Annotated in this window: 18 protein-coding genes; 14 read left to right on the top strand and 4 right to left on the bottom strand. The window is 38.3% G+C overall.

Annotation, left to right across the window (positions count from 1 at the left end; genetic code table 11):
* Window positions 1-48: 48 nt before the first annotated feature.
* The 4 genes from Gferi_RS12550 to Gferi_RS12535 are packed head-to-tail and all read left to right on the top strand — an operon-like array spanning window position 49 to window position 5,084.
* Complete coding sequence (locus Gferi_RS12550; RefSeq protein WP_069977017.1) at window positions 49-753, top strand: ABC transporter ATP-binding protein; 705 nt, start codon at window positions 49-51, stop codon at window positions 751-753.
* Window positions 753-3,131, top strand: a complete 2,379-nt coding sequence (locus Gferi_RS12545) for an ABC transporter permease (protein ID WP_069977015.1) — start codon at window positions 753-755, stop codon at window positions 3,129-3,131. The genes Gferi_RS12550 and Gferi_RS12545 overlap by 1 nt, the downstream gene beginning before the upstream one ends.
* A 51-nt stretch (window positions 3,132-3,182) precedes the next feature.
* Window positions 3,183-4,424, top strand: a complete 1,242-nt coding sequence (locus Gferi_RS12540) for an efflux RND transporter periplasmic adaptor subunit (protein ID WP_069977013.1) — start codon at window positions 3,183-3,185, stop codon at window positions 4,422-4,424.
* A gap of 39 nt (window positions 4,425-4,463) precedes the next feature.
* A complete protein-coding gene (locus Gferi_RS12535) occupies window positions 4,464-5,084 on the top strand; it encodes a TetR/AcrR family transcriptional regulator (protein ID WP_069977011.1) in 621 nt (206 codons plus the stop codon).
* 192 nt (window positions 5,085-5,276) lie between these two features.
* Here the strand turns inward: Gferi_RS12535 and Gferi_RS12530 are convergent, their stop codons facing one another.
* Window positions 5,277-6,491, bottom strand: a complete 1,215-nt coding sequence (locus Gferi_RS12530) for an HD-GYP domain-containing protein (protein WP_069977010.1) — start codon at window positions 6,489-6,491, stop codon at window positions 5,277-5,279.
* A gap of 561 nt (window positions 6,492-7,052) precedes the next feature.
* Between Gferi_RS12530 and Gferi_RS12525 the strand changes: the two genes are divergently transcribed.
* From Gferi_RS12525 to Gferi_RS12515, 3 genes are all read left to right on the top strand, one after another.
* Entirely contained in the window at window positions 7,053-7,577 is a 525-nt protein-coding gene (locus Gferi_RS12525; RefSeq protein ID WP_069981405.1) for an FmdE family protein, read from the top strand.
* 256 nt (window positions 7,578-7,833) lie between these two features.
* Window positions 7,834-8,370: an ECF transporter S component gene (locus Gferi_RS12520; protein ID WP_069977009.1), complete on the top strand. Its 537-nt coding sequence runs from the start codon at window positions 7,834-7,836 to the stop codon at window positions 8,368-8,370.
* A complete protein-coding gene (locus tag Gferi_RS12515; RefSeq protein WP_207645819.1) occupies window positions 8,367-8,978 on the top strand; it encodes a class I SAM-dependent methyltransferase in 612 nt (203 codons plus the stop codon). Before Gferi_RS12520 ends, Gferi_RS12515 begins: the two co-directional genes overlap by 4 nt.
* Before the next feature lie 117 nt (window positions 8,979-9,095).
* Here Gferi_RS12515 and Gferi_RS12510 read toward each other — a convergent pair whose 3' ends face one another.
* Together Gferi_RS12510 and Gferi_RS12505 are read right to left on the bottom strand one after the other, a co-directional pair.
* The gene (locus tag Gferi_RS12510) at window positions 9,096-10,352 is read right to left on the bottom strand and encodes a sensor histidine kinase (protein ID WP_069977008.1); all 1,257 of its coding nucleotides are present in this window, start codon (window positions 10,350-10,352) and stop codon (window positions 9,096-9,098) included.
* The gene (locus Gferi_RS12505) at window positions 10,353-11,030 is read right to left on the bottom strand and encodes a response regulator transcription factor (protein ID WP_069977007.1); all 678 of its coding nucleotides are present in this window, start codon (window positions 11,028-11,030) and stop codon (window positions 10,353-10,355) included.
* A 213-nt stretch (window positions 11,031-11,243) separates the two neighbouring features.
* Here Gferi_RS12505 and Gferi_RS12500 point away from each other — a divergent pair, with 213 nt between their 5' ends.
* The 6 genes from Gferi_RS12500 (at window position 11,244) to htpG (ending at window position 18,401) form a co-directional block, all read left to right on the top strand.
* Entirely contained in the window at window positions 11,244-12,032 is a 789-nt protein-coding gene (locus Gferi_RS12500; protein ID WP_069977005.1) for a polyphosphate polymerase domain-containing protein, read from the top strand.
* Complete coding sequence (locus Gferi_RS12495) at window positions 11,981-12,667, top strand: DUF4956 domain-containing protein (protein ID WP_069977003.1); 687 nt, start codon at window positions 11,981-11,983, stop codon at window positions 12,665-12,667. Before Gferi_RS12500 ends, Gferi_RS12495 begins: the two co-directional genes overlap by 52 nt.
* An 18-nt stretch (window positions 12,668-12,685) precedes the next feature.
* Window positions 12,686-14,257, top strand: a complete 1,572-nt coding sequence (locus Gferi_RS12490; protein WP_069977001.1) for a CotH kinase family protein — start codon at window positions 12,686-12,688, stop codon at window positions 14,255-14,257.
* 219 nt (window positions 14,258-14,476) lie between these two features.
* A complete protein-coding gene (locus tag Gferi_RS12485) occupies window positions 14,477-14,908 on the top strand; it encodes a MarR family winged helix-turn-helix transcriptional regulator (RefSeq protein ID WP_069976999.1) in 432 nt (143 codons plus the stop codon).
* Between the two features lie 74 nt (window positions 14,909-14,982).
* On the top strand, window positions 14,983-16,326 hold the full coding sequence (locus tag Gferi_RS12480; RefSeq protein ID WP_069976997.1) for an MATE family efflux transporter: 1,344 nt from the start codon (window positions 14,983-14,985) through the stop codon (window positions 16,324-16,326).
* Window positions 16,327-16,514: 188 nt separating this feature from the next.
* Window positions 16,515-18,401, top strand: a complete 1,887-nt coding sequence (gene htpG / locus Gferi_RS12475; RefSeq protein WP_069976987.1) for a molecular chaperone HtpG — start codon at window positions 16,515-16,517, stop codon at window positions 18,399-18,401.
* Window positions 18,402-18,537: 136 nt separating this feature from the next.
* Here the strand turns inward: htpG and Gferi_RS12470 are convergent, their stop codons facing one another.
* Window positions 18,538-19,179: a lactate utilization protein gene (locus Gferi_RS12470; RefSeq protein ID WP_069976984.1), complete on the bottom strand. Its 642-nt coding sequence runs from the start codon at window positions 19,177-19,179 to the stop codon at window positions 18,538-18,540.
* A gap of 477 nt (window positions 19,180-19,656) precedes the next feature.
* Between Gferi_RS12470 and rocF the strand changes: the two genes are divergently transcribed.
* Window positions 19,657-20,556, top strand: coding sequence for an arginase (gene rocF / locus Gferi_RS12465; protein ID WP_069976983.1), 900 nt, complete (start codon window positions 19,657-19,659; stop codon window positions 20,554-20,556).
* The last annotated feature ends 31 nt before the right edge of the window (window positions 20,557-20,587 follow it).

The raw sequence follows: 20,587 nt of genomic DNA, 5'->3' as shown, positions 1-20,587 counted from the left end.
ATTATAAAATGACCATATGGTCATACTGGTGTAAGGGGGAACGGCTAAATGAAACCAATTATTACAATCAAGGATGTAGTAAAAGAGTATGTAATGGGAGAGGTAAAAATCAGGGCTGCCGATGGCATATCCTTTGAAGTTGTCCAGGGAGAATTGGTAGTTGTGCTTGGGCCCAGCGGAGCAGGGAAAAGTACGGTATTGAATATTTTAGGCGGAATGGATTTTCCTACCTCTGGAGAGGTATGGGTCGATGGGAAGGATATAGCAAAGTTGAACCAGAGTGAATTGACGATGTACAGAAGAAAGCATATTGGATTTGTATTCCAGTTTTACAATCTGATGCCCAATCTGACAGCCTTAGAGAATGTGGAGCTTGCAGCTCAGATTTGTGATAACCCCCTAGATGCTGTATCGGTGTTAAAAGAGGTGGGACTAGGGGAAAGAATAGCCAATTTCCCTGCTCAACTTTCCGGGGGGGAACAACAAAGAGTATCTATTGCCAGAGCCGTTGCTAAAAACCCTACTTTGCTTTTATGTGATGAGCCTACAGGGGCGCTGGACTATATGACCGGCAAAGCTATCTTGAAGCTGCTCAAAGATGTAAACCGGGAATTCAAAAAGACTGTGATGATCATTACACATAATAGCCCTATCGCACAAATGGCGGATAAGGTTGTAAAGATCAAAAATGGGAAAGTAGAGGCGGTTGAGTTGAATGAAAACCCCATGCCGATAGAAAGGATTGAATGGTAATGTGGATCTTTTTAAAGAAATTTTATAGGGATCTAGGGGAATCAAAGGGACAGTTTATATCTGTTCTGGCGGTGGTTATGATTGGCGTGATGTTCTATACCGGATTGAATTTTGCTCTGGAGAACCTTTCAGAAGCGGGCAGCAAGCATTTTAAAGATTACCGGCTGGCGGATCTATGGAGTTCTGTATATCGTGCGCCTGAAGGTGTGGTTAAACGGATAGAAGCTATCCCTGGAGTGAAAATGGCCATAGGAAGGGTTGTTCAGGATGTAAGGATAAGTATGCCGGAAAAGGAAGCGACGGTCAGGCTGATTTCTCTTCCCGATAAAAGAAGTACAATTGTCAACGACATCCAATTGAAATCCGGCAGCTATTTTTCTATGGATGCGAGCAATCAATGCATTGTATCCGATTCTTTTTTTTATGCCAATGGATTAGCAATCGGCCAGACTATAGAACCCATTATTAACGGAGATCGGGTGAAGCTAAAGGTAGTGGGCACGGCGAAAAGCCCTGAATATATATTAGAAATGCGGGACCAAAGTGAAATAGCACCTGATCCCACACGGTTTGGTATTATCTATGTGAAGAAGTCTTATTTGCAAACCATCCTGGATTTCAAAGGATCGGTAAATGATATAAATGTACTTTTAAATCAGGAAGGAGATGTCAAAAAGGTTAAGGATGAACTGAAAAGAATGTTGAAGCCCTATGGCATGATCAGTACCATCGAAAGAAAGAACCAGATCAGTTACAGTATGTTTGATGCAGATGTGACCGCCTTGAATTCTATGGCAGCAGTTTTTCCCATGCTCTTTTTTATCGCATCTGCAGTGATTATTTATATTACGATGACGAGGATGATTGAGAATCAGCGGACGCAGATGGGAGTTCTTAAGGCTTTAGGCTACAGCAACCTGGATATTATGCTCCACTATCAAACTTATCCTTTGCTGGTCGGTGTACTTGGCAGCATTGCTGGAGCGGTAATGGGAGTATTTATTGTCGGGAGGGGTTTACTCAATATGTTTAACATGATGTACAGCCTTCCCATTGAAGGAACAGCAGTTTCCGGATCGCTGGTACTGCCGGCGGCATCATTGGCTTTGTGCTTTTGTGCCGCTGCGGGCTATAATGCATGCAGGAAAGAGTTGTATCTGGTTCCAGCCCAGTCCATGAGACAGAAAGCGCCTGCTTCCGGTAAAAAAATGTTTTTGGAAAACATCCAACTGCTTTGGAAAAGGTTTAATTTCAGCTGGAAAATCATCTTGAGGAACCTTTTCCGCTATAAGAAGCGGTCTGCAATGGCTTCTATAGGAATCATTTTTTCAATGGCCCTGCTTTTAGTAGCATTTGGATTGAAGAACTCAATCGATGATTTAATGCGGGTACAATTTTCTGAAATACAAAAACATGATATAAAAATTAGTTTTTCAAAAATCATGAATATAGATGAACTTGATTTTATACGAAGTATTGACCCTATTCGGTCTGTTGAACCGATATTAGAAAGCGGAATGGAGATCACGAACGGCTGGATGAAAAAAGATATCGGCCTGGTTGCCCTAAACAGGAATTCTACGTTATATGGTATTCTTGATGAGACTGGAAAGCAGGTAGTACTTCCGCAAGAAGGGATTTTGCTTCCTGTAAGGTTACTGGATACGTTAGATTTACAAGTTGGAGAAAAAGCATACCTCCGGTCTTTTTACCCCGGAAAGAATGAAGAAAAGAATAAAAAAGAGGTGCATATAAAAGGCGTCATAGCCCAATATACAGGTCAAAGCGCCATATGCAGTACAGATTATCTAAAGTACTTGCTGAAAGAAGGCCTTATAACCAATGGGGCCTATATTAAACTAGAAAATCCGAAGCATGAGAAAGCCGTCATCGATCAATTAAAAGATATCCTGACGATTAGTACCATTCAGTCGAAATCAGAGATTGTCGCCAATAATGAGAAAATGCTGGAGTCGATGAACTCCGTCATTGTCTTTATGATTCTTGGAGCGGGCATTCTAGCTTTTGCGGTCATTTATAATATAGCAAATATCAATATTTTCGAACGTCGAAGAGAAATTGCAACGTTGTCGGTACTGGGGTTTACAGCCAGGGAACTAAAAAGTGTGGTATTCAACGAAAATTTCTTTATTAGTGCTTTTGGAATTATCGCCGGAATTCCCTTGGGGAGATTTCTTTTGGATATTGTGATTAAAATGCAGATGACGGACAATATGCAGCTGCCCGTTGTTCTTAAGCCATCCAGTTATTTGATTGCAGCATTATTGATTATTGCTTTTACAGCAACGGCAAATTGGATGCTTGCAAAAAAAATCTTATCCATTAATATGGTTGAATCTCTAAAAAGTGCAGAGTAATGGCAAAATGATTATTTCGGGTAGGCAATATTTTATAGGAGGTTAAATGTGATGAAAAAGAAAGTGATATGGAGCTTGATGATCGGGATTGTATTGATAGCTTCTCTTTTGTGGGGCCTTTTAAATCAAGGAACAGCAGTGGAAGCAGCAAAGGTAGAGAGAGGAGATATAAAAAAATATGTAGAAGATATAGGAACTGTGAAATGTAAGGAATTAGAGACCATAAGCATTGAAGGCAGCGGACGAATCCAAAATGTAGCGGCTGAAGTGGGGCAACAGGTGAAAAGGGGTGAACTGCTCCTTACTATGGAGAAGGAGCAGTTGGAAATACAGCTCAAGAATGCCAATGAAAAAATAAAGGAAATAGAGGCAAGCTTTCAGGGAAGTGAGATACGAAACTATGCAACACAGGTAGAAAAGGCAAGGATTGCCGTTCAACAAGCAGAGGATACTTATTTATCAGCATTAGATGATTTTAATAATGCAAAGCTGCTTTATGCGTCAGGCACAGTAAGCCGCCAAGAGTTCAATCAAAAAGAATCCGGACTGAAAAATGCACAGGCTTCATTAAATACTGCCAAAATTCATCTGCAAGAGATAGAAAATAATACGCCGGACAGTATTCGGGCAGCCTATAGGGCTCAACTGGAGCAAGCCGTACTGAACCGGGAAAGTATTTTATTAAGCTTGAAAAAACAGGAGATGCGATCCCCCATAGACGGAATCATTCTTGAAAGAAAAGTAGAAGCCAATACAGTGGGTGTGCCAGGAACGATCGCATTTATGATCGGAAATATAGAAAATGTTGAAATTGAAGCGTATATTCTTACAGATGATGTTACCGGTGTGAAACTGGGAGACGAGGTAGAGCTTATAGAAAGATCGGAAAGAAAACAGATGGTAGAAGGAAAAGTTGTTAAAATTGCACCCAGTGCAACAACGATCACATCTTCTCTTGGCGTCAATCAAAAAAAAGTCTCTGTGACGATTGAGGCATTGAAACAAATTGTAGAATTGAAGCCTGGGTATGAGGTGGACATAAAAGTGATTACACAAAGGAAAAATAATGTTATAATGGTGCCTGTAAGCGCGGTGTTTGACTATAAAGGAAAAAGCTGCGTATTTGTGATAGAATCGGAAAAAGCAGTTCTTCGAACAATACAGAAGGGAATACAGGATGAGTTTTTTGTAGAAATTATGGATGGGTTAAAAGAAGGAGACCTTATTTTATCCGCGCCTGACAACAGTATTCGGGAAGGTATGAAAATAAAGCCTATAGAATCTAAAGAATAAAAATGAAAGTTTAACGCTGTTTAGAGGAGGGGAACACGAATGTATGAGACCTTCGAAAAGTTACCCGAAAGCAAAAAAAATGATATTTTACAGGTATGTATCGAGGAATTTGCCATAAACGGCTATATAAATACCTCAACCAATACAATCGTCAAGCGTCTTGGCATCTCTAAAGGCGTATTGTTTCTTTATTTTAAAAACAAAAAGAACCTATATTTATATCTTCTGGACTACCTTTTTGAATCCCTTACCAACAAGTTCTTGGAAGACTTTCAGAGAGAAGAAGGAACCATTGATGTGTTTGACCATTTTGACCGCATAGGAGAATATTATAAAGACGTTATGCAGGAGAATGTTTATGTATTAAAGTTTATGCTGGGCGCCATACTGGAGGCCCCTGCTGAACTCAGAGAAGAGGTTGATGAGCGGCATAACCGTTCACATGAACGGTTGTTTAAAATGATAAATACCGATAACTACCGGAAGGATATTGACCCTGAAATGGTTATGGACCTATTGCTTATTGTATCCCATCATATTGAAAATACGGCGGTTAAGCGACTTAAAGAGGGGGAGGATAATTTAATAGGGTGTATTGATAAATATATGGAACGGTTTGATCAATACCTGAGAATTATTAAGTATGGTGTGTATGAGTAGTCCTTTGCCGATACTTCATATTATGGATATGTGACTGAGAAAGCTTAATTTTATCCAGGCAGACACGAGGTCGTCCCCTACAATACCTGATTTTCGTAGGGGGGGCCTTGTGTCTGCCTGCTTCATTTTCAGGATCATACATAGGTCCTTCCCCTACGTATAATTATTTTTAGAAATGCAAAAGATCGTTTTCTATTTCTTTTTGTATGCCGTTAAAAGATTTACGGTCATCCCATTCTCAAATTTTACGATAGGCATATGAGGTGCATTCATATAATCTTCAAAACCAACAATGATGCCCCGGCCATATTCTTGTGTAACGGTGGGTTCTCCTACTTTAAAGAAATTTGTGCGGCGAATAAAAATATCTACGATATTAGGATCAAGTCTCTTCCCTCTGTTTTCCCAAACTAATTTTATAGCCTCTCTTGGTTTTGTTCCATTGTTATGGAAATAGCCGCCCACCTTTTCCTCATAAAAGTGAGCAATTGAAATTATTCTGCCAAATAAACTTATGTCTTTACCTTTTTTCCCTTTTGGATAACCTTCACCATTGTAATATTCATAATAATCAAGGACTCCATAAATAATAGATTCCTTTCTGAGCAGAGGAAGCTCATTAGACAGGCTTTTTATAAATTCTACATATACTTGGTAAAAATCTTTTTGTTTTGAAGCGTATTGCAGGTGGGTATTGAAAGTATCCTTAGGAAGCTTCGTTAAGGATGCGTCCATAAGTAGCGCTGTAACTGCAAGATCTACAAGTTCCGCTTCTGTTAGCTCGAGGGTCAATCCAATCATTAGGGAAATACTTGTTGTATTGATACTATGTATCAGCAGGATGTCTTTATAGTTTTTTATTTGGTTAAGGGCCTGCCGAAGGACATCATTTGATTGAATCATATCAAGTAAAGTTCGCCTTACTTCACCAGCCCTGTCTTTTAACCGGGATGATTCAAGATTATTTTCAAAAGCTAAAAACAGTGGAAACTTATACAACGTACTTAAGTAGTCATTATCGCTCTTGTGGTTTTGCTCTGGGATAGAACTTTGGTTTGCATCTTGGAAATTAGCCCTTGAATCTATCAAAGAGCTTATATTTAAGGCCATTAACATGATTTTATTATATTCGGTGGTCGTTTCTCTTAATAAACGAATATACTGTGCATCTTCATACTGCTTATCTTCGATAAACTGTTCATATAGTGCTTGTTTAGTTGCAACGATTACTGGCATTCGTGATGGTATATGATAAACAATCTTTTGAATAATATCTGCTGACAATGTCTTGTATTGATTGATCAGCATTAATCCATCGGTTCTGTAAACCGGATGCAAGATTATATCACCCGGAACAAGCTCACTAATTTGTTTTTTTACATATAGGGCATTTTTATTATTTCCCATTCATATTCACACTCCTCGTTTAGAGAATCAAAAAAATACAGCAGTTCTTTTGAGTTTACTTCCAATATTATCAAATCTGTCTTAGATTAATTATATGCGCTTTTAACATTTGAGTAAATATTCAAATAGTTGGTAAAGAAATGATATGAATGTGCTGGCAAAGGTGGACCTTCCTTGCTTGTTAGGTTGATAGGAGTATATAAAAGAAATGGGAAAAAGATTGCTTAGGCAAACTTGTACAGGGATGTTAGATAACAAGAAAGAGAATTAATAAACTATTGACAAAATTCAAGAACTTTAATATAGTGAAAACATAAATAAACTTTAAGATTGAAATTTTAAAGTTTATTTATGGCATATAAATCGTTAGAAAAATATTTAAACAGCAGTGCTTTATGTGTTGTAGCGGATTGTTGCATTGTACCATGTAGAGATATTTTAACAAGAACTCGGGATATAATGATAAACGTTGATTTAATTCGTCAAGAAGACGATTTAAGCCATGACGGCTATTTTATTAGCATTCATGGCTTATTTTTATTTTTAAAAGGAGATGAAAAGATGATTAAGAAGTTATGGGAAAAATGTGTTGATTTTCATGGACATGAATGTCCAGGGCTAGCCATCGGCTACAAAGCCAGTCAGGCAGCTAAAGAAAAACTAAAGATTGATTTTTCTAAGGACGAAGATGTTGTTTGTATTACTGAAAATGATGCCTGTGGTGTGGATGCGATTCAAGTACTTTTAGGCTGCAGCTTTGGAAAAGGAAACCTTATTTACAGAGGAACTGGAAAGCAGGCTTTCAGCTTTTTTCATCGTCCTACCAATCAAAGCATTCGTATTGTTCTAAAGCCATTTCAGGTAGAGATGGGAAGAGAGGAGCGACAAGCCTATCTATTAAATGCACCGGTGGAGGAGATTTTTGAATTCAAAAGCCCGGGCTTTCAATTGCCGGAAAGAGCGAGATTGTTCAAAACCATTATATGCGAAAACTGCGGGGAAGGCGCCCCAGAGCATAAGATTCGATTAATGGAGGATAAAAAGGTTTGTTTAGATTGTTTTAAGGATTATTCCAGGGAGTTATAAGAAAAAAGAAGAGAAAAATACAGCTTATGTTGCTCAAAAAAATGAAGGAAATAGGATAAGAATGCCTTCTAAAAGGGTGATGCAGTAATTGAGTTACTGTATGAAATATGTTATATTAATGACAATAAAACAAGGCCATGAAGGCTTTGATGAATTTGTAAACTTTGATTGATGGAAATTAAACCATGAAGGGATGCTATTTGAAAATAGCTCTTTTGTGGTTTTTTTATTTTAAACAAAGAAAAGGGGATTTTTTATGAAAAACAAATCGAGAAAGGAAACAGTATTATCAGGTTTTTTTATTGCTCTAGGGTTAATTTTACCTACAGTGTTTCATACGTTTGGCGGAGGCTCAACTTTTTTACCCATGCATATTCCGGTTCTTATTGCTGGTTTTGTTCTTAGTTTACCCTTTGCCATTGCAGTAGGAGCCATTACGCCGATTTTAAGTTCATTGCTCACAGGCATGCCTCCGGCTTTTCCGGTATTGCCTTTTATGGTGTTTGAATTGGCGGCATATGGAGCGGCTACAAGCTTGCTGTATAAGAAATTCAAACTAAATGTCTATATTTCCCTTATCTGCAGTATGCTTGTTGGGAGGATTATTTCATCGATCGTTGTATGGGTCCTTGCAACATTCTTTATGGCTAAACTGCCCAGTCCTATTGTATTTATAACCGGAGCAATTGCTCAAGGAATTCCAGGAATTATAATACAAATTGTGTTTATTCCGGCAATAGTTTTTGCATTGGAAAAAAGCAATCTAATTAAAAGGGAGGGTATAATCGTTTGATTACACAAAGGGAGTTTTTTGATTCAATGGCTGAAAAATGGGATATTATTTGTAAGCATGATACAGACAAAATCAAGTATATTTTAAACTTACTAAATATTGAAAGCGGAGCCAAAATCTTGGACGTAGGGACAGGAACAGGAATTTTAATACCTTTTCTTGCAGAGCAGGCCGGAAAAAAAGGAGAAATAAAAGCAATCGACATTTCCGATAAAATGCTTGAAATTGCTCAACGTAAATATAAATATGACAATGTCTCTTTTATCTGTGGAGATGTTCTGGAATCTAACCTGCAGCATGGATACTTTGACTTTGTCATTTGCTACTCGATGTTTCCTCACTTTAGCGAAAAGCAATTGGCCATTAAAATTATTGCAAAGTATTTAAAAAAGGGTGGTCAGTTTGCAATTTGTCATTCTCAAAGCAGAGAAGCGATAAACAATCTGCATAAAAATACTTCAGAAGCAGTATCGGAGGACAATTTGCCACAGATGCATATAATTAAAGAGTATTTTAAGAACTCAGATTTAGAAACAATTGTTGAAATGGACAATGAAGAAATGTTTGTTATTGTTGCAAAAAAAGTCAAAAGGGACGGTTCTTTTTGACCGTCCCGAATGACTCGCTTGCACAATTGCCTTAATAAGAAAAAACCCCCTTTAGATAGGTTTAAAAACTTATCTGAAGGGGGTTTTCTTTAGTCGAAAGGTTATTTCACAGCTTGATCAACAGCTCGAACAAGGCAGCTCAATGGAAAAGGTTGTACTTTGAGATACCACGCTTTTGGCGGAGATTTTCCCTTTATGCTGTTCAATGATTGCTTTAGCGATGGCCAGGCCAAGTCCGTAACCGCCTCCTGCCCTTGATCGTGATGCATCGGTGCGGTAAAATCTATCAAAGATTCTACCGATATGTTCAACGGAGATACCTTCGCCTGTATTGGTTATGGACAAGATAACCTGATGATGGCTTTTTTTCAAAGAGAAATCTATATAGCCCTGGTTGTTTGTATATTTTATTGCATTGTCCAGAAGAATCATGATTACCTGTTGAAGCTGTTCACGATTGCCGTAGAGAAAGACATTGGGCTCAATATTGTATTGGAGAGAAATATTATTTTCAAAGATAACCGCTTCCATGGTTAATAGCACATCTTCAGCGGCTTCACTGAAATCAAAATTGGAATAGATCATTTTCATGTTTGAATAATCTATTTGAGCAAGATACAGCAGATCATTCGTGAGCCTCGTCATCCTTTCTGTTTCAGACTTGATATAGTGAAGCCATTTTACCTGATCATTGATGGATTCCTGGCGGTTAGATAAAAGAACGTCTACATTTGTATTGATTACCGTAAGGGGTGTTTTCAATTCGTGAGAGACATCGGCAATGAATTGTTTTTGTTTGTCGAAGGCTTCTTTTATGGGCTTGATGGATCTATTAGCAAAGAATCTGCTGATAAAAAAGATAAAAATCAACATAATGAGTGCAACCGCTAAAAAAGTATAGATCAGATTCGTAAGAATGCCCAGCTGGGAAGTGACATCTAAGAAAATGATTTTGTTATAGCCGTCAAAATGGGGCCGGGTCATAAAGGCCCAATAAGTGCCGTCCATTTTAAAGGTGCCTGTATTTGCATCCCGGGATAAGGCAGCTTCTTTTGCAGATTCATAAAAAGTATTGTCCATATCAAATATAGATGCAATATGAACGAGGGTCCCTTCTCCATCTGTGATTAAAACAAAAGAAACAGAACGGTTGGGCGGAGGTGGAGGCGAATTAAGATCCCGGTCTAACGGTGGTTGACCGGGGCCGCCGTCCTTTTTACGGCTAAATTCTGATATTCTATGGAGCTCCCTGTCAATGTCCCTATATACATTGGTATAAGTGAGTCCGTAAATAGAAAGAAAAGCAGCCAGCATCAGGATCGAGATAATGATTAAATTAAGAATAAGAAATTTATTTCTAAGCTGTTTAAACATTTATTCCTTCACCTCCAAAATATATCCTACCCCGCGAACGGTACTAATGGTTACTTCAGAGTTTATAAACAAAAGCTTCTTCCTCAAAAAAGAAATATACACTTCCACATGATTATGTTCAGCCTCTGATTCAAATCCCCAAAGTTTTTCGATAATTAACTCTTTTGGAGAGGTTACATTTTTTCTTAAAATAAGGAATTCCAACAATTCACTTTCTTTTAATGTGAGTTTTACCTCTTTATTACTTCGGGATAATTTTAAAGTTGAAGTATTTAATTCAATATCACCATATTTTAAAGTGTTATTTGATAATATTTCACCTTTGCGCCTTGATAGTGCCCTTATCCTGGCTAATAGTTCCTCTGTTGCAAAAGGTTTTGCCAGGTAATCATCGGCACCGCTGTCCAGGCCAGTCACTTTATCGGAAATTTCTCCCTTTGCTGTGAGCAGGATAACAGGCGTGGAGATTCCTTCCTGGCGCATGTTTTTTAATATGCTGAGGCCATCCATTTTCGGCAGCATGATGTCCAACAGGATTAAATCATAAATATTGCTTAAAGCATTATCCAATCCAACTTCGCCCTCATGAACCACATCTACGGTAAAATTATTTTTTTTCAATATTTGTACCAATGCTTCAGCTAAAGGAAGCTCATCTTCTACGACTAATATGCGCACATTAAAACCTCCCATTCAATTTCATTTGCTGTATTATATCACATTCAGGCTTAAAGCAACCTTAAATGTGAGGGATTTATGAATTTTTATTGATGTTAAATCTTTGTTAAATGTTTAAGGTTTCTTTAAGCTTCTCTTTGTAGAATGAGATCAAGAAATAAGTTTTGCAGCTGCTTCAATCTTTAAAATTTGATTTGAAAGGGAGCGATTATCGTGGCAATAGAGGTTTTTAACCGATATGAAAACAAATTTTTACTGGATCAAACCACATACCAAAAAATTCAACAAAGGCTGCTTTGGTATATGGAGCCGGATCAATATAACAGAGATCAGGAATTTTACACCATAAGCAACATTTATTATGATACAAAAGACAATTACCTTATCAGGAATTCTTTGGCCAAACCAAAGTACAAAGAAAAACTGCGCATTCGTTCTTATGGGACGCCTAAAGCAGATGCAAAAGTGTATGTAGAGATTAAGAAAAAGGTGTGCGGGTTGGTCAATAAAAGAAGGACAGCCCTAAAGCTAGATGAAGCCTATAATTTTGTAAGTACAGGTATTCAGCCAGAGCTTAAAATCTATATGAATAAACAGGTAATGAATGAAATCGCGTATATTTTAAGCTTATATTCCCTTGAACCAAAGCTCTATCTGGCCTATGACAGAAAAGCCTTATTTTGCAAGGACGATAATGATTTAAGAATCACTTTTGACACAAACATCAGAACAAGAAGATATGATTTGAGGCTTGAAAGTGGAGATTACGGAGAAAGCTTACTTGAAAGGGATCAATGGCTTATGGAAGTTAAAGCAGAAAAGAGTATTCCACTATGGTTATCAAAGCTTCTTTCTGAACACAAAATTTTTCCCACCAGCTTTTCAAAATATGGTGTGGAACATAAACGAATGGTATTAAGAAATAAACAATTGAAGGGAGACGTAAATGTATGTTTGAGACCTTATTCAACACAACGGCAGCTAGTGCCTCAATATCTTTAACCAGTGCCATATTGACGATCATTGTATCCTTTGTTCTAGGAGGCGTTATCAGCCTAACCTATATGAAAACCTGCGGAAAAGGCAGCTGTTCGCAAAACTTTTCACTTACACTGGTGCTGGTACCCACGGTCATTGCCATCATTATCCTTTTGATCGGCAGCAATGTGGCAAGGGCATTTAGCTTAGCCGGAGCCTTTTCCATCATTCGGTTTAGAAGTGCACCAGGAGATCCGAAGGATATTGCCTATGTTCTTTTTACAATGGCTGCAGGACTTGCCTGTGGGGTTGGGTTTTATGGATATGCTGTTTTGTTTACAGCAGTTCTTTGTTTGCTGATGTTAATCCTGAATCTATTAAATTTTGGAGCTAAAACAACTTCCCAGAAGCTTTTAAAAATTACTATTCCTGAAGATCTGGATTTTGAGGGAGCTTTTGATGACGTATTTGAAGCATTTACAACGAATTATATGCTTAGAAAAGTAAAAACAACGGATTTGGGCAGTCTATATGAGTTGAATTATATCGTAGAAATAGATAAAGAAATAAATCAGAAAGAATTCATAGATGCAATCCGTTGTAGAAACGGGAATCTGAATATTACCTTATCCATGTGTGCCGACGCGACAGAATATTAACCAATAGGAGGAATGAAAATGAAAAAGAAGATTATAGCAAGAAAATTCATGAGCATTATACTGGCAGGGATTCTCTTATTTACAACCGTAGCAGTTTTGAGAGCCTATGCCCTTGAAGTTATATCGTCCAAGGAGACTGCCGAGTATGGCGGAATATTTGAAAAAGACCGTGTGATAGATATCCACGTGGAAGTCAGCGAAGAAGATTGGAAGAGTATGCTAAGCGATCCTCTGGCAGAGGAGTACAAGAGTGCAAAAGTAACCATTGATGGGAATACAGTAGAAAATGTAGGTTTTAGAACCAAGGGGAATCTTTCTTTAAGGTCGGTAGCAAGCAGTGATTCTGATCGCTATAGTTTTAGAATTAAGCTGGACAAATATGTAAAGGGACAGACCCTTTTTGGACTGGATGAATTTGTGGTAAACAACATGTATTCTGACCCTTCCTATATGCGGGAATACTTAAGCTATGAAGCATTGCGGGAAATCGGAGCGGATGTACCCCTTACAGCCTTTGCCAATATCTATATTAACGGTGAATTATATGGTTTTTATCTTTGTGTAGAAGCAATTGACGACAGCTTTTTAGAGAGGAATTTTGACAACGACAAAGGAAACCTTTATAAGCAGGAACAAGGCAGTACCTTACAATATGTAGAAGGCAGCAACTATGACAAAAGCGAACAAAAATCCGGTAAAGATGAGACAAAAACAGATCTGAAAAACTTCATAAAAGTTTTGAATGATATGAAGGCCGGCGAAAAGGGGAATATTGAGAGCGTATTAGATGTGGACAGCACATTAAAATATATTGCGGCCAATACCGTGCTTGGCAACTATGACAGTTACAATGGAAACATGGCACAGAACTACTATCTCTACGGACAGGATGGAAAATTTACGGTACTTCCTTGGGATTATAATATGTCCATAGGCGGTTTCGGCGGCGGCGGAGGAAATGGCAGCAGTACAACTATTCCCATCGATGAGCCTGTATCGGGGGCAAATATAAAAAACCTTCCGATGATCAATAATCTGCTGGCAGTGCAGGAATATAAGGAAAGGTACCATGGATATATCAAAGAGCTTGTTGCATATCTTGAAAACTTTGAAGGTAGAGTTGATGAACTGGCCAAAATTATCCGACCTTATGTTGCAGCAGACCCTACGAAGTTCTATACGATGGAGCAGTTTGAAACTAGTATCGTCTATTCTGAAACAGAGGCAGCGGCGATAAAGGATGCTGTTCAGAATATGCCTGTGAAACCGGATGAGAGTGCTGGAGAAAAAACAAATGAAATGTTTAGACAGCCGCCTCAAGATCAGCAGCAAGGCATGCCGCCAGTATTTCCAGAGGGAGAAAGACCCGAGAGACCTGATGGTGAAGAAAGGCCAGAAAGACCGCAGGGGGGCATGGGTGAGAATATGAAAGGTGGACCGGGCGGTAGAATGGGAGGAAGCTCCGTTTCCATTATAAATTATGTAAAAGCTAGGGTTGAAAATATAAAACAGCAGCTGGCAGGTACGCTTCCTACCACCGGAAATACGACCATGAATAGGATGCAAGGAGAAACACAAAAAAGCAACTAAAGTCTAATCATAGAAAGGTACATTTTTGTCCAAACTTTTACCATAATAAGAACAGGGTCAGGCAGACATAGCTTAATATCTCTGCCTAGGCCCATTCTTGATTAAATGCGCATTATCTGAAGGAAAACAATTCCCCCAAATTTATACAGGGATGTTGACTTTTTTAAAATCCAAATGTATAATTGTAGCATGCTACACGTTTAGAAAGGAAGGATGTCTATGCACCAAAATGAGGATGTCGGTTTTCTGATAAAACTCATCCATGATTGCATTGAGAGGAAGTCAAATCAAAAATTAAAGCTATTTGATTTGACCTTGTCTCAAGGAAGAGTGTTGGCTTATCTAAATGAGCGTAAGGGATTAAAGACCTCACAGAAAGACATTGAAGACTATCTTGAAGTAGCGCATCCTACCGTCGTTGGAATTTTAAAACGCCTGGAAAGCAAAGGATTTATTACGAGCGAATTTGATGCTGAGGATAAGCGAGTTAAAAATGTCTATCTCACACAAAATGAAGCCTCTGTTCATCGTGCCATGTGCGAGTTTAAAATTCAAATGGAACAGAAACTACTTCAGGGGCTCACAGATACCCAAGTTGAAGAGTTACTATATCTATTAAATTTAATCTATGAAAATATTCAAGAGCAGTAGACGGAGCGAAAAAGCTCCTATCTTTTTCAAAATATATGTAGCAAGCTACACTATTTTATAAGGAGTGATTCTTGATGGAACAAAATATAGCATTATTTGAAAGAATGTCTGTACCGAAAGCCGTTGCCCAAAATGCAATTCCTGCCATTATCAGTATGCTGGTGGTGTTCATTTATAATATTGCAGACACCTTTTTTGTAGGTCAAACTGGTGATGAATTACAGGTGGCTGCGGTATCGTTAACCACCCCTGTTTTTTTGCTGTTTATGGCAGCAGGCACCCTGTTTGCTGTAGGTGGAACCTCTTTAATATCTAGGGCATTAGGTGAAGGCAGACGGGAATATGCCAAAAAAGTATCTTCCTTCTGTTTCTATGCTTCTATAGGGATAGGCTGTTTATTAATGATATTATTTTGGGTTTGCATGCCGACGATTCTCCGCTTGATTGGTACCAGCAAGGATACCATTGGTTTAGCAGGAGGGTATCTGAATTATGTAGCATTAAGCGCACCCTTTGTAATCCTTTCCCAGACGTTTAGTAACATTGTTCGTGCAGAAGGGAAACCCAATGAAGCAATGTTTGGGATGCTGCTTGGTACAATTGCTAATATTGTACTGGATCCGATCATGATTCTTACGATGAATATGGGTGTTGTTGGTGCCGCTGTTGCTACAGTAATTGGCAATATAGTCGGTGCGGGATATTATATTATTTATTTTTTGCGTAAAAAGTCTATTTTATCTATTTCTTTTAAAGATTTTCAGATGGGTGATCAAATTCTAACGACCGTACTGGCAATAGGTATTCCCGCATCTCTTAACAATATTTTGATGACGGTGTCCAATGTAGTTTTAAATAATTTCCTAGCCGGTTATGGTGATATCCAGGTAGCCGCTATGGGTGTTGCAATGAAAGCAAGCATGATGATTGTCTTGCTGCAGCTTGGTTTAGGACAAGGAATTCAGCCGTTGTTGGGGTATAACTATGGTGCAAAGAATTACAAACGATCTGGAGAAGTATTAAAGTTTTCAGTTATATGTTCGGTAGTCCTTGGCACTATACTAACGATTATCTATTGGTTGGGTGCAAATTCAATTGTTCGAACATTCATTAACAGTAAAGCAGTAATTGAATATGGCATGATTATATTAAGAGCTTTGATGCTGTCTGGTCCGGTCATCGGTATCCTGTTTATTTTCACCAATGCTTTACAGGCAATGGGTCAAGCCATACCCTCCTTGGTTTTATCTGTAAGCAGACAAGGTTTTGTATTTATTCCCCTACTGTTCATACTAAACGCATTTGGCGGCTTTACAGGAATCGTTTATGCGCAACCATTAACAGATTTTGTATCTATTCTGATTTCCGCTGTTCTTTATTTTATAGTAAGCCGAAAGCTGCCGGCTAGAGTCCAGTGAAATACTAGAATATTGCTTCTTACAGCTCCAAAAAATACCTCCCCAAACTAGCGCTCTCGTGAAGAGAGTGCTAGTTTTGTATTGACTACCTATTGAACTAGGTGTAATATAAATTTGTAAAAGATATACAGTTCCTTTAGGATATTAGAATAAAAAAACAATTATATTAAATGATCAGGAGGGTATTTATGAGTAAACAAAAAGGAAATTTGTCTATCCACAGTGAGAATATTTTTCCTATCATTAAAAAGTGGCTATATTCAGACCACGATATTTTTATTAGGGAACTTATCTCCAACGGGTGTGATGCCATTACAAAACTAAAAAGACTACATAGCCTGGGTGAAGCAGACCTAAACGGTGAAACTGATTTTCAGGTGAAAGTGGTATTGGACAGAACTGCAAGGACATTGAAATTCATTGACAATGGTATCGGTATGACCGATGAAGAAGTGAAAAAATATATCAATCAGATTGCCTTTTCCGGCGCTGAGGATTTTCTGAAAAACTATAAGGACAAAGGAGATACCGATCAAATCATTGGTCATTTTGGATTAGGTTTTTATTCTGCTTTTATGGTAGCAGACGTTGTAGAAATCCATACCCGCTCTTACAAACAAGATGCGCCGGCAGTGAAATGGCGCTGCGATGGCGGTACTGAATTTGAGATGGAGGATGGCAGCAGAACTGAAAGAGGAACTGAAATCACCCTGCATCTGGGACAAGATGGAGAAACCTTCTTAAGTGAATACACGGTAAAAGATACCATTGAAAAATATTGTTCCTTTATGCCTTATCCCCTTTATTTTGAGGTGGCGGACAAGGAGCCGGAAAAAGATAAGGACGGAAATATCATTATCACAGAACCGGAAGCATTGAATGATGTTTCACCGCTTTATCTGAAGCAGCCCAATGCGTGTACCGATGAGGAGTATAAAGACTTTTACAGAAAGACCTTTAGAGATTTTAAAGAACCGCTGTTCTGGATTCACCTGAATATGGACTATCCATTTAACCTAAAGGGAATTCTTTATTTTCCGAAGCTCAATACAGAGTTTGACACCATTGAGGGGCGCATCAAGCTTTACAACAGCCAGGTTTTTGTTGCCGATAATATTAAAGAAGTGATTCCAGAATTTCTGCTGCTGCTGAAAGGTGTCATTGACTGTCCTGACCTGCCATTGAACGTTTCCAGAAGCTTCTTGCAAAATGATGGTTTTGTAAGAAAAATCTCTGACTACATTACGAAGAAAGTAGCGGATAAATTAAACAGTCTGTTTAAAGAGAATCGGGCAGAATTTGAAAAGTTTTGGGATGATATCAGTCCATTTGTAAAATATGGACTCATCAAAGATAACAAGTTCTATGAAAAAATAGAGGGGATCGTCCTGTATAAAACGACGGGGGAGCAATATGTAACTGCTCAGGAATACCTGGAAAAGCATACGGGAAAATTGGAAAAGCAAATCTATTATGTATCGGACCCCATCCAGCAAGCCCAGTATATTAAGCTGTTAAAGGAGCATGAAGTTGAGGCTGTTGTCCTGGATCACAGCATTGATTCAGCCTTCATCTCACATATAGAGATGAAGAAGAATGATATCAGCTTCAAACGGGTAGACTCTGATATTTCAGAGCTGATGAAGGATGCTGACCAAGGGGTGGATGAAGAGACAAAGAACAAAGAAATAGAGGCATTGACAACGATCTTTAAGAAGGCCCTCAACAAAGAGAACTGCAAGCTTCAGCTGGAAAATCTGAAATCTGGGGATATTGCAGCAATGATTATTCTTTCCGAGGACAGCAGAAGGATGCAGGAGATGATGCAGCGTTACAGTTTAGGGGGATTTAATCCTGGTGTGATGCCAAGTGAAGAAATCCTTGTGCTGAATAAAAAGCATCCCCTGATTCAATATTGCTTAAAGCATGCCGGTGAAGCGTCAGAAGTACTAAACTTAGTTGCACAGCAGATATACGATCTCGCTGTGCTAAGCCATAAACCTCTTGAGCCGGAAGCGATGACAAGTTTTATCCAACGAAGCAATGAAATTATGAAGCGTATGATACAGAACTAAAATCCATAGAATTTGACATAAACTTTCTTACGGTCTGCTGCTTTATACAAAAAACCGGAAGCCCCGTTTATGAGAAAACAATGAAAAACGAGTCAAGGGAGAAAGCTGCCTTTGACTCGTTTTTTAAACCCTATTTCTAGAAACCCAGTTCTTCTTCTACAAGCAAAATGTGAATGTCTGATGCTGGCGGGCGTTTATGCAGTACTGTTGTGACATTACATAGCCGTGTCGGACCTTGACAATCCATGCATTTACCTGTTTGAACACAGGGGTTGGAGCGGTTTAACCTTTTATTGTTAAGGGGGGCAGCAGTGGCGCGAATACGTTCCTCGGCTTCCTCCAAGCTTTGTACAATCTTATTTACCCCTGCAATGACAATCACCTTTTTAGGACCAAAAATCATGGCGGCTACCCGGTTACCCGTTGCATCTGTGTTTACCAGCCGGCCATCGATGGTAATGGCATTGGTACCTGTCAAGAAAACATCACAGGTTAACTGTTTGCGTCGGGTTTCTAAAACTTCCTCCGGGCTTAGTCCAGGCTTATGGTGACAGAAAACGGTGTTCCCGCGTTCCTCTAGCGTTTCTACCACACCCAACTGCTGTAAAGTCCAAGACCCTGCAATTCCAACAGAATCCTCTGGTGTAACCATTGAAAAAAGTTTTTCCAGGGCCTCCTGAGCGGTCTTATAAAAAGAAGCATTAAATCTGTTTTTCTGTAATGCTTCAACGGTTTTCAGTCCAAGTGCTTCGTAATTTAGATCTAATTGGGTATTCATTTGCAATCCTCCTATGTTTCCAATTGAATTGATGCGGATACGAAATTTCGTATCCATAGATATATTAAATGTACCATGTTGTGACGGGTTTGTAAATTTATAGACTTAAAAATTTTTCCATCGACTCTTTTAATATTCAGGAAACTGTTTTTTTATAAAACAATGAATGAAATGTAACAAAGGTTTACATGTAGAGATTATAGGAAGTGGAGAAGGAAATTCTTCATATAAAAACAGCGCCTTAAAAATATGAAAAGAATAATTATTCAAAATTAATAATTATTCTGAAAGATTAATAAATATTTTCATTTACCTGCAATTTGGCGGATGCTATAATCACTATTGTACTGTTCTATTGGGCAGTTAGTAAATAATATTTTCAGAAAATAGTTATAAACAGTAAAACACTTTCTTTTATACCATAGATCTTAGAATAGAATTTTGACAATATGACAGCAAAATAGGAGGTAATAGAAGATGAATATTAGTTTAATTGGTGTTCCAATGAATTACGGCTGTGACAGGGAAGGTGCACAGTATGGTCCGGAAAAACTGCGAGAGAAAAAAATCGTAGATGTTATTAAAAAATACAACCACAGTATTTATGATTTTGGAAACTTGTATGTTCCAAAAGTATGTGATACGGAAAAGTATGCCTTCCATAATAGAATGAAATATCTTAAGCCGATTGTTGAAGTAAACACAAATCTGGCCCATCAAGTTTATAGTGCCTTAGCTGCAGGAAACTTTCCCTTTGTTATCGGAGGAGACCACTCGTTGGGTTTAGGAAGCATTGCAGGAGCAAGCAAATACTATGAGAATTTAGCGGTTGTATGGATTGATGCCCATGGCGATATCAATACCGACGAAACCTCTCCATCAGGAAATGTACATGGTATGCCTTTGGCAGCAGCCATGGGTGTCGGATGCACTTCATTGACAGATGTTTATTATAAAGGGGTAAAAGTAAGACCGGAGAATGTATTTATCATTGGCGCTAGAGATTTGGATGAGGGAGAGGTTCAGCTAGCAAAAGATAAAAAGCTTAACTTGTATACCATGGACAAAGTTAAGTATATGGGTGTTGATGGAATACTTAAAGATATTGTTGAAAAATTAAAAGCAAATAATGTAGAGGCAGTGCACTTGAGTTTCGATATGGATGCCTTGGATTCAGATCTTGTACCTGGAACAGGTACGCCTGTAACCGATGGTATGACAATTGATGAAGTAAAATATGTATTTAAGCATCTGATGGATACAAAGCTTGTAAAATCAATGGATTTAGTAGAGTTAAATACCCATCTGGATAAAAATGATGTTACTGCAGAGGTAGCAATAGATTTAGTAGATTGGACCTTTAAGCTGATTGCATAATCAAAAAATATAAACTTATCAATAAGTTGAG

It is taken from the genome of Geosporobacter ferrireducens (genome assembly GCF_001750685.1).
In the GTDB taxonomy this organism is placed as follows: domain Bacteria; phylum Bacillota; class Clostridia; order Peptostreptococcales; family Thermotaleaceae; genus Geosporobacter; species Geosporobacter ferrireducens.
Note: the sequence above shows the minus strand (reverse complement) of the source record. Positions and strands in the feature narration are given on the sequence as shown.

Bases quoted from the DNA above. Each gene is read 5' to 3' on its own strand.
- Gferi_RS12550 (WP_069977017.1), top strand. From the start codon at position 49: ATGAAACCAATTATTACAATCAAGGATGTAGTAAAAGAGTATGTAATG.
- Gferi_RS12545 (WP_069977015.1), top strand. From the start codon at position 753: ATGTGGATCTTTTTAAAGAAATTTTATAGGGATCTAGGGGAATCAAAG.
- Gferi_RS12540 (WP_069977013.1), top strand. From the start codon at position 3,183: ATGAAAAAGAAAGTGATATGGAGCTTGATGATCGGGATTGTATTGATA.
- Gferi_RS12535 (WP_069977011.1), top strand. From the start codon at position 4,464: ATGTATGAGACCTTCGAAAAGTTACCCGAAAGCAAAAAAAATGATATT.
- Gferi_RS12530 (WP_069977010.1), bottom strand. From the start codon at position 6,491: ATGGGAAATAATAAAAATGCCCTATATGTAAAAAAACAAATTAGTGAG.
- Gferi_RS12525 (WP_069981405.1), top strand. From the start codon at position 7,053: ATGATTAAGAAGTTATGGGAAAAATGTGTTGATTTTCATGGACATGAA.
- Gferi_RS12520 (WP_069977009.1), top strand. From the start codon at position 7,834: ATGAAAAACAAATCGAGAAAGGAAACAGTATTATCAGGTTTTTTTATT.
- Gferi_RS12510 (WP_069977008.1), bottom strand. From the start codon at position 10,352: ATGTTTAAACAGCTTAGAAATAAATTTCTTATTCTTAATTTAATCATT.
- Gferi_RS12495 (WP_069977003.1), top strand. From the start codon at position 11,981: ATGTTTGAGACCTTATTCAACACAACGGCAGCTAGTGCCTCAATATCT.
- Gferi_RS12490 (WP_069977001.1), top strand. From the start codon at position 12,686: ATGAAAAAGAAGATTATAGCAAGAAAATTCATGAGCATTATACTGGCA.
- Gferi_RS12485 (WP_069976999.1), top strand. From the start codon at position 14,477: ATGCACCAAAATGAGGATGTCGGTTTTCTGATAAAACTCATCCATGAT.
- Gferi_RS12480 (WP_069976997.1), top strand. From the start codon at position 14,983: ATGGAACAAAATATAGCATTATTTGAAAGAATGTCTGTACCGAAAGCC.
- htpG (WP_069976987.1), top strand. From the start codon at position 16,515: ATGAGTAAACAAAAAGGAAATTTGTCTATCCACAGTGAGAATATTTTT.
- Gferi_RS12470 (WP_069976984.1), bottom strand. From the start codon at position 19,179: ATGAATACCCAATTAGATCTAAATTACGAAGCACTTGGACTGAAAACC.
- rocF (WP_069976983.1), top strand. From the start codon at position 19,657: ATGAATATTAGTTTAATTGGTGTTCCAATGAATTACGGCTGTGACAGG.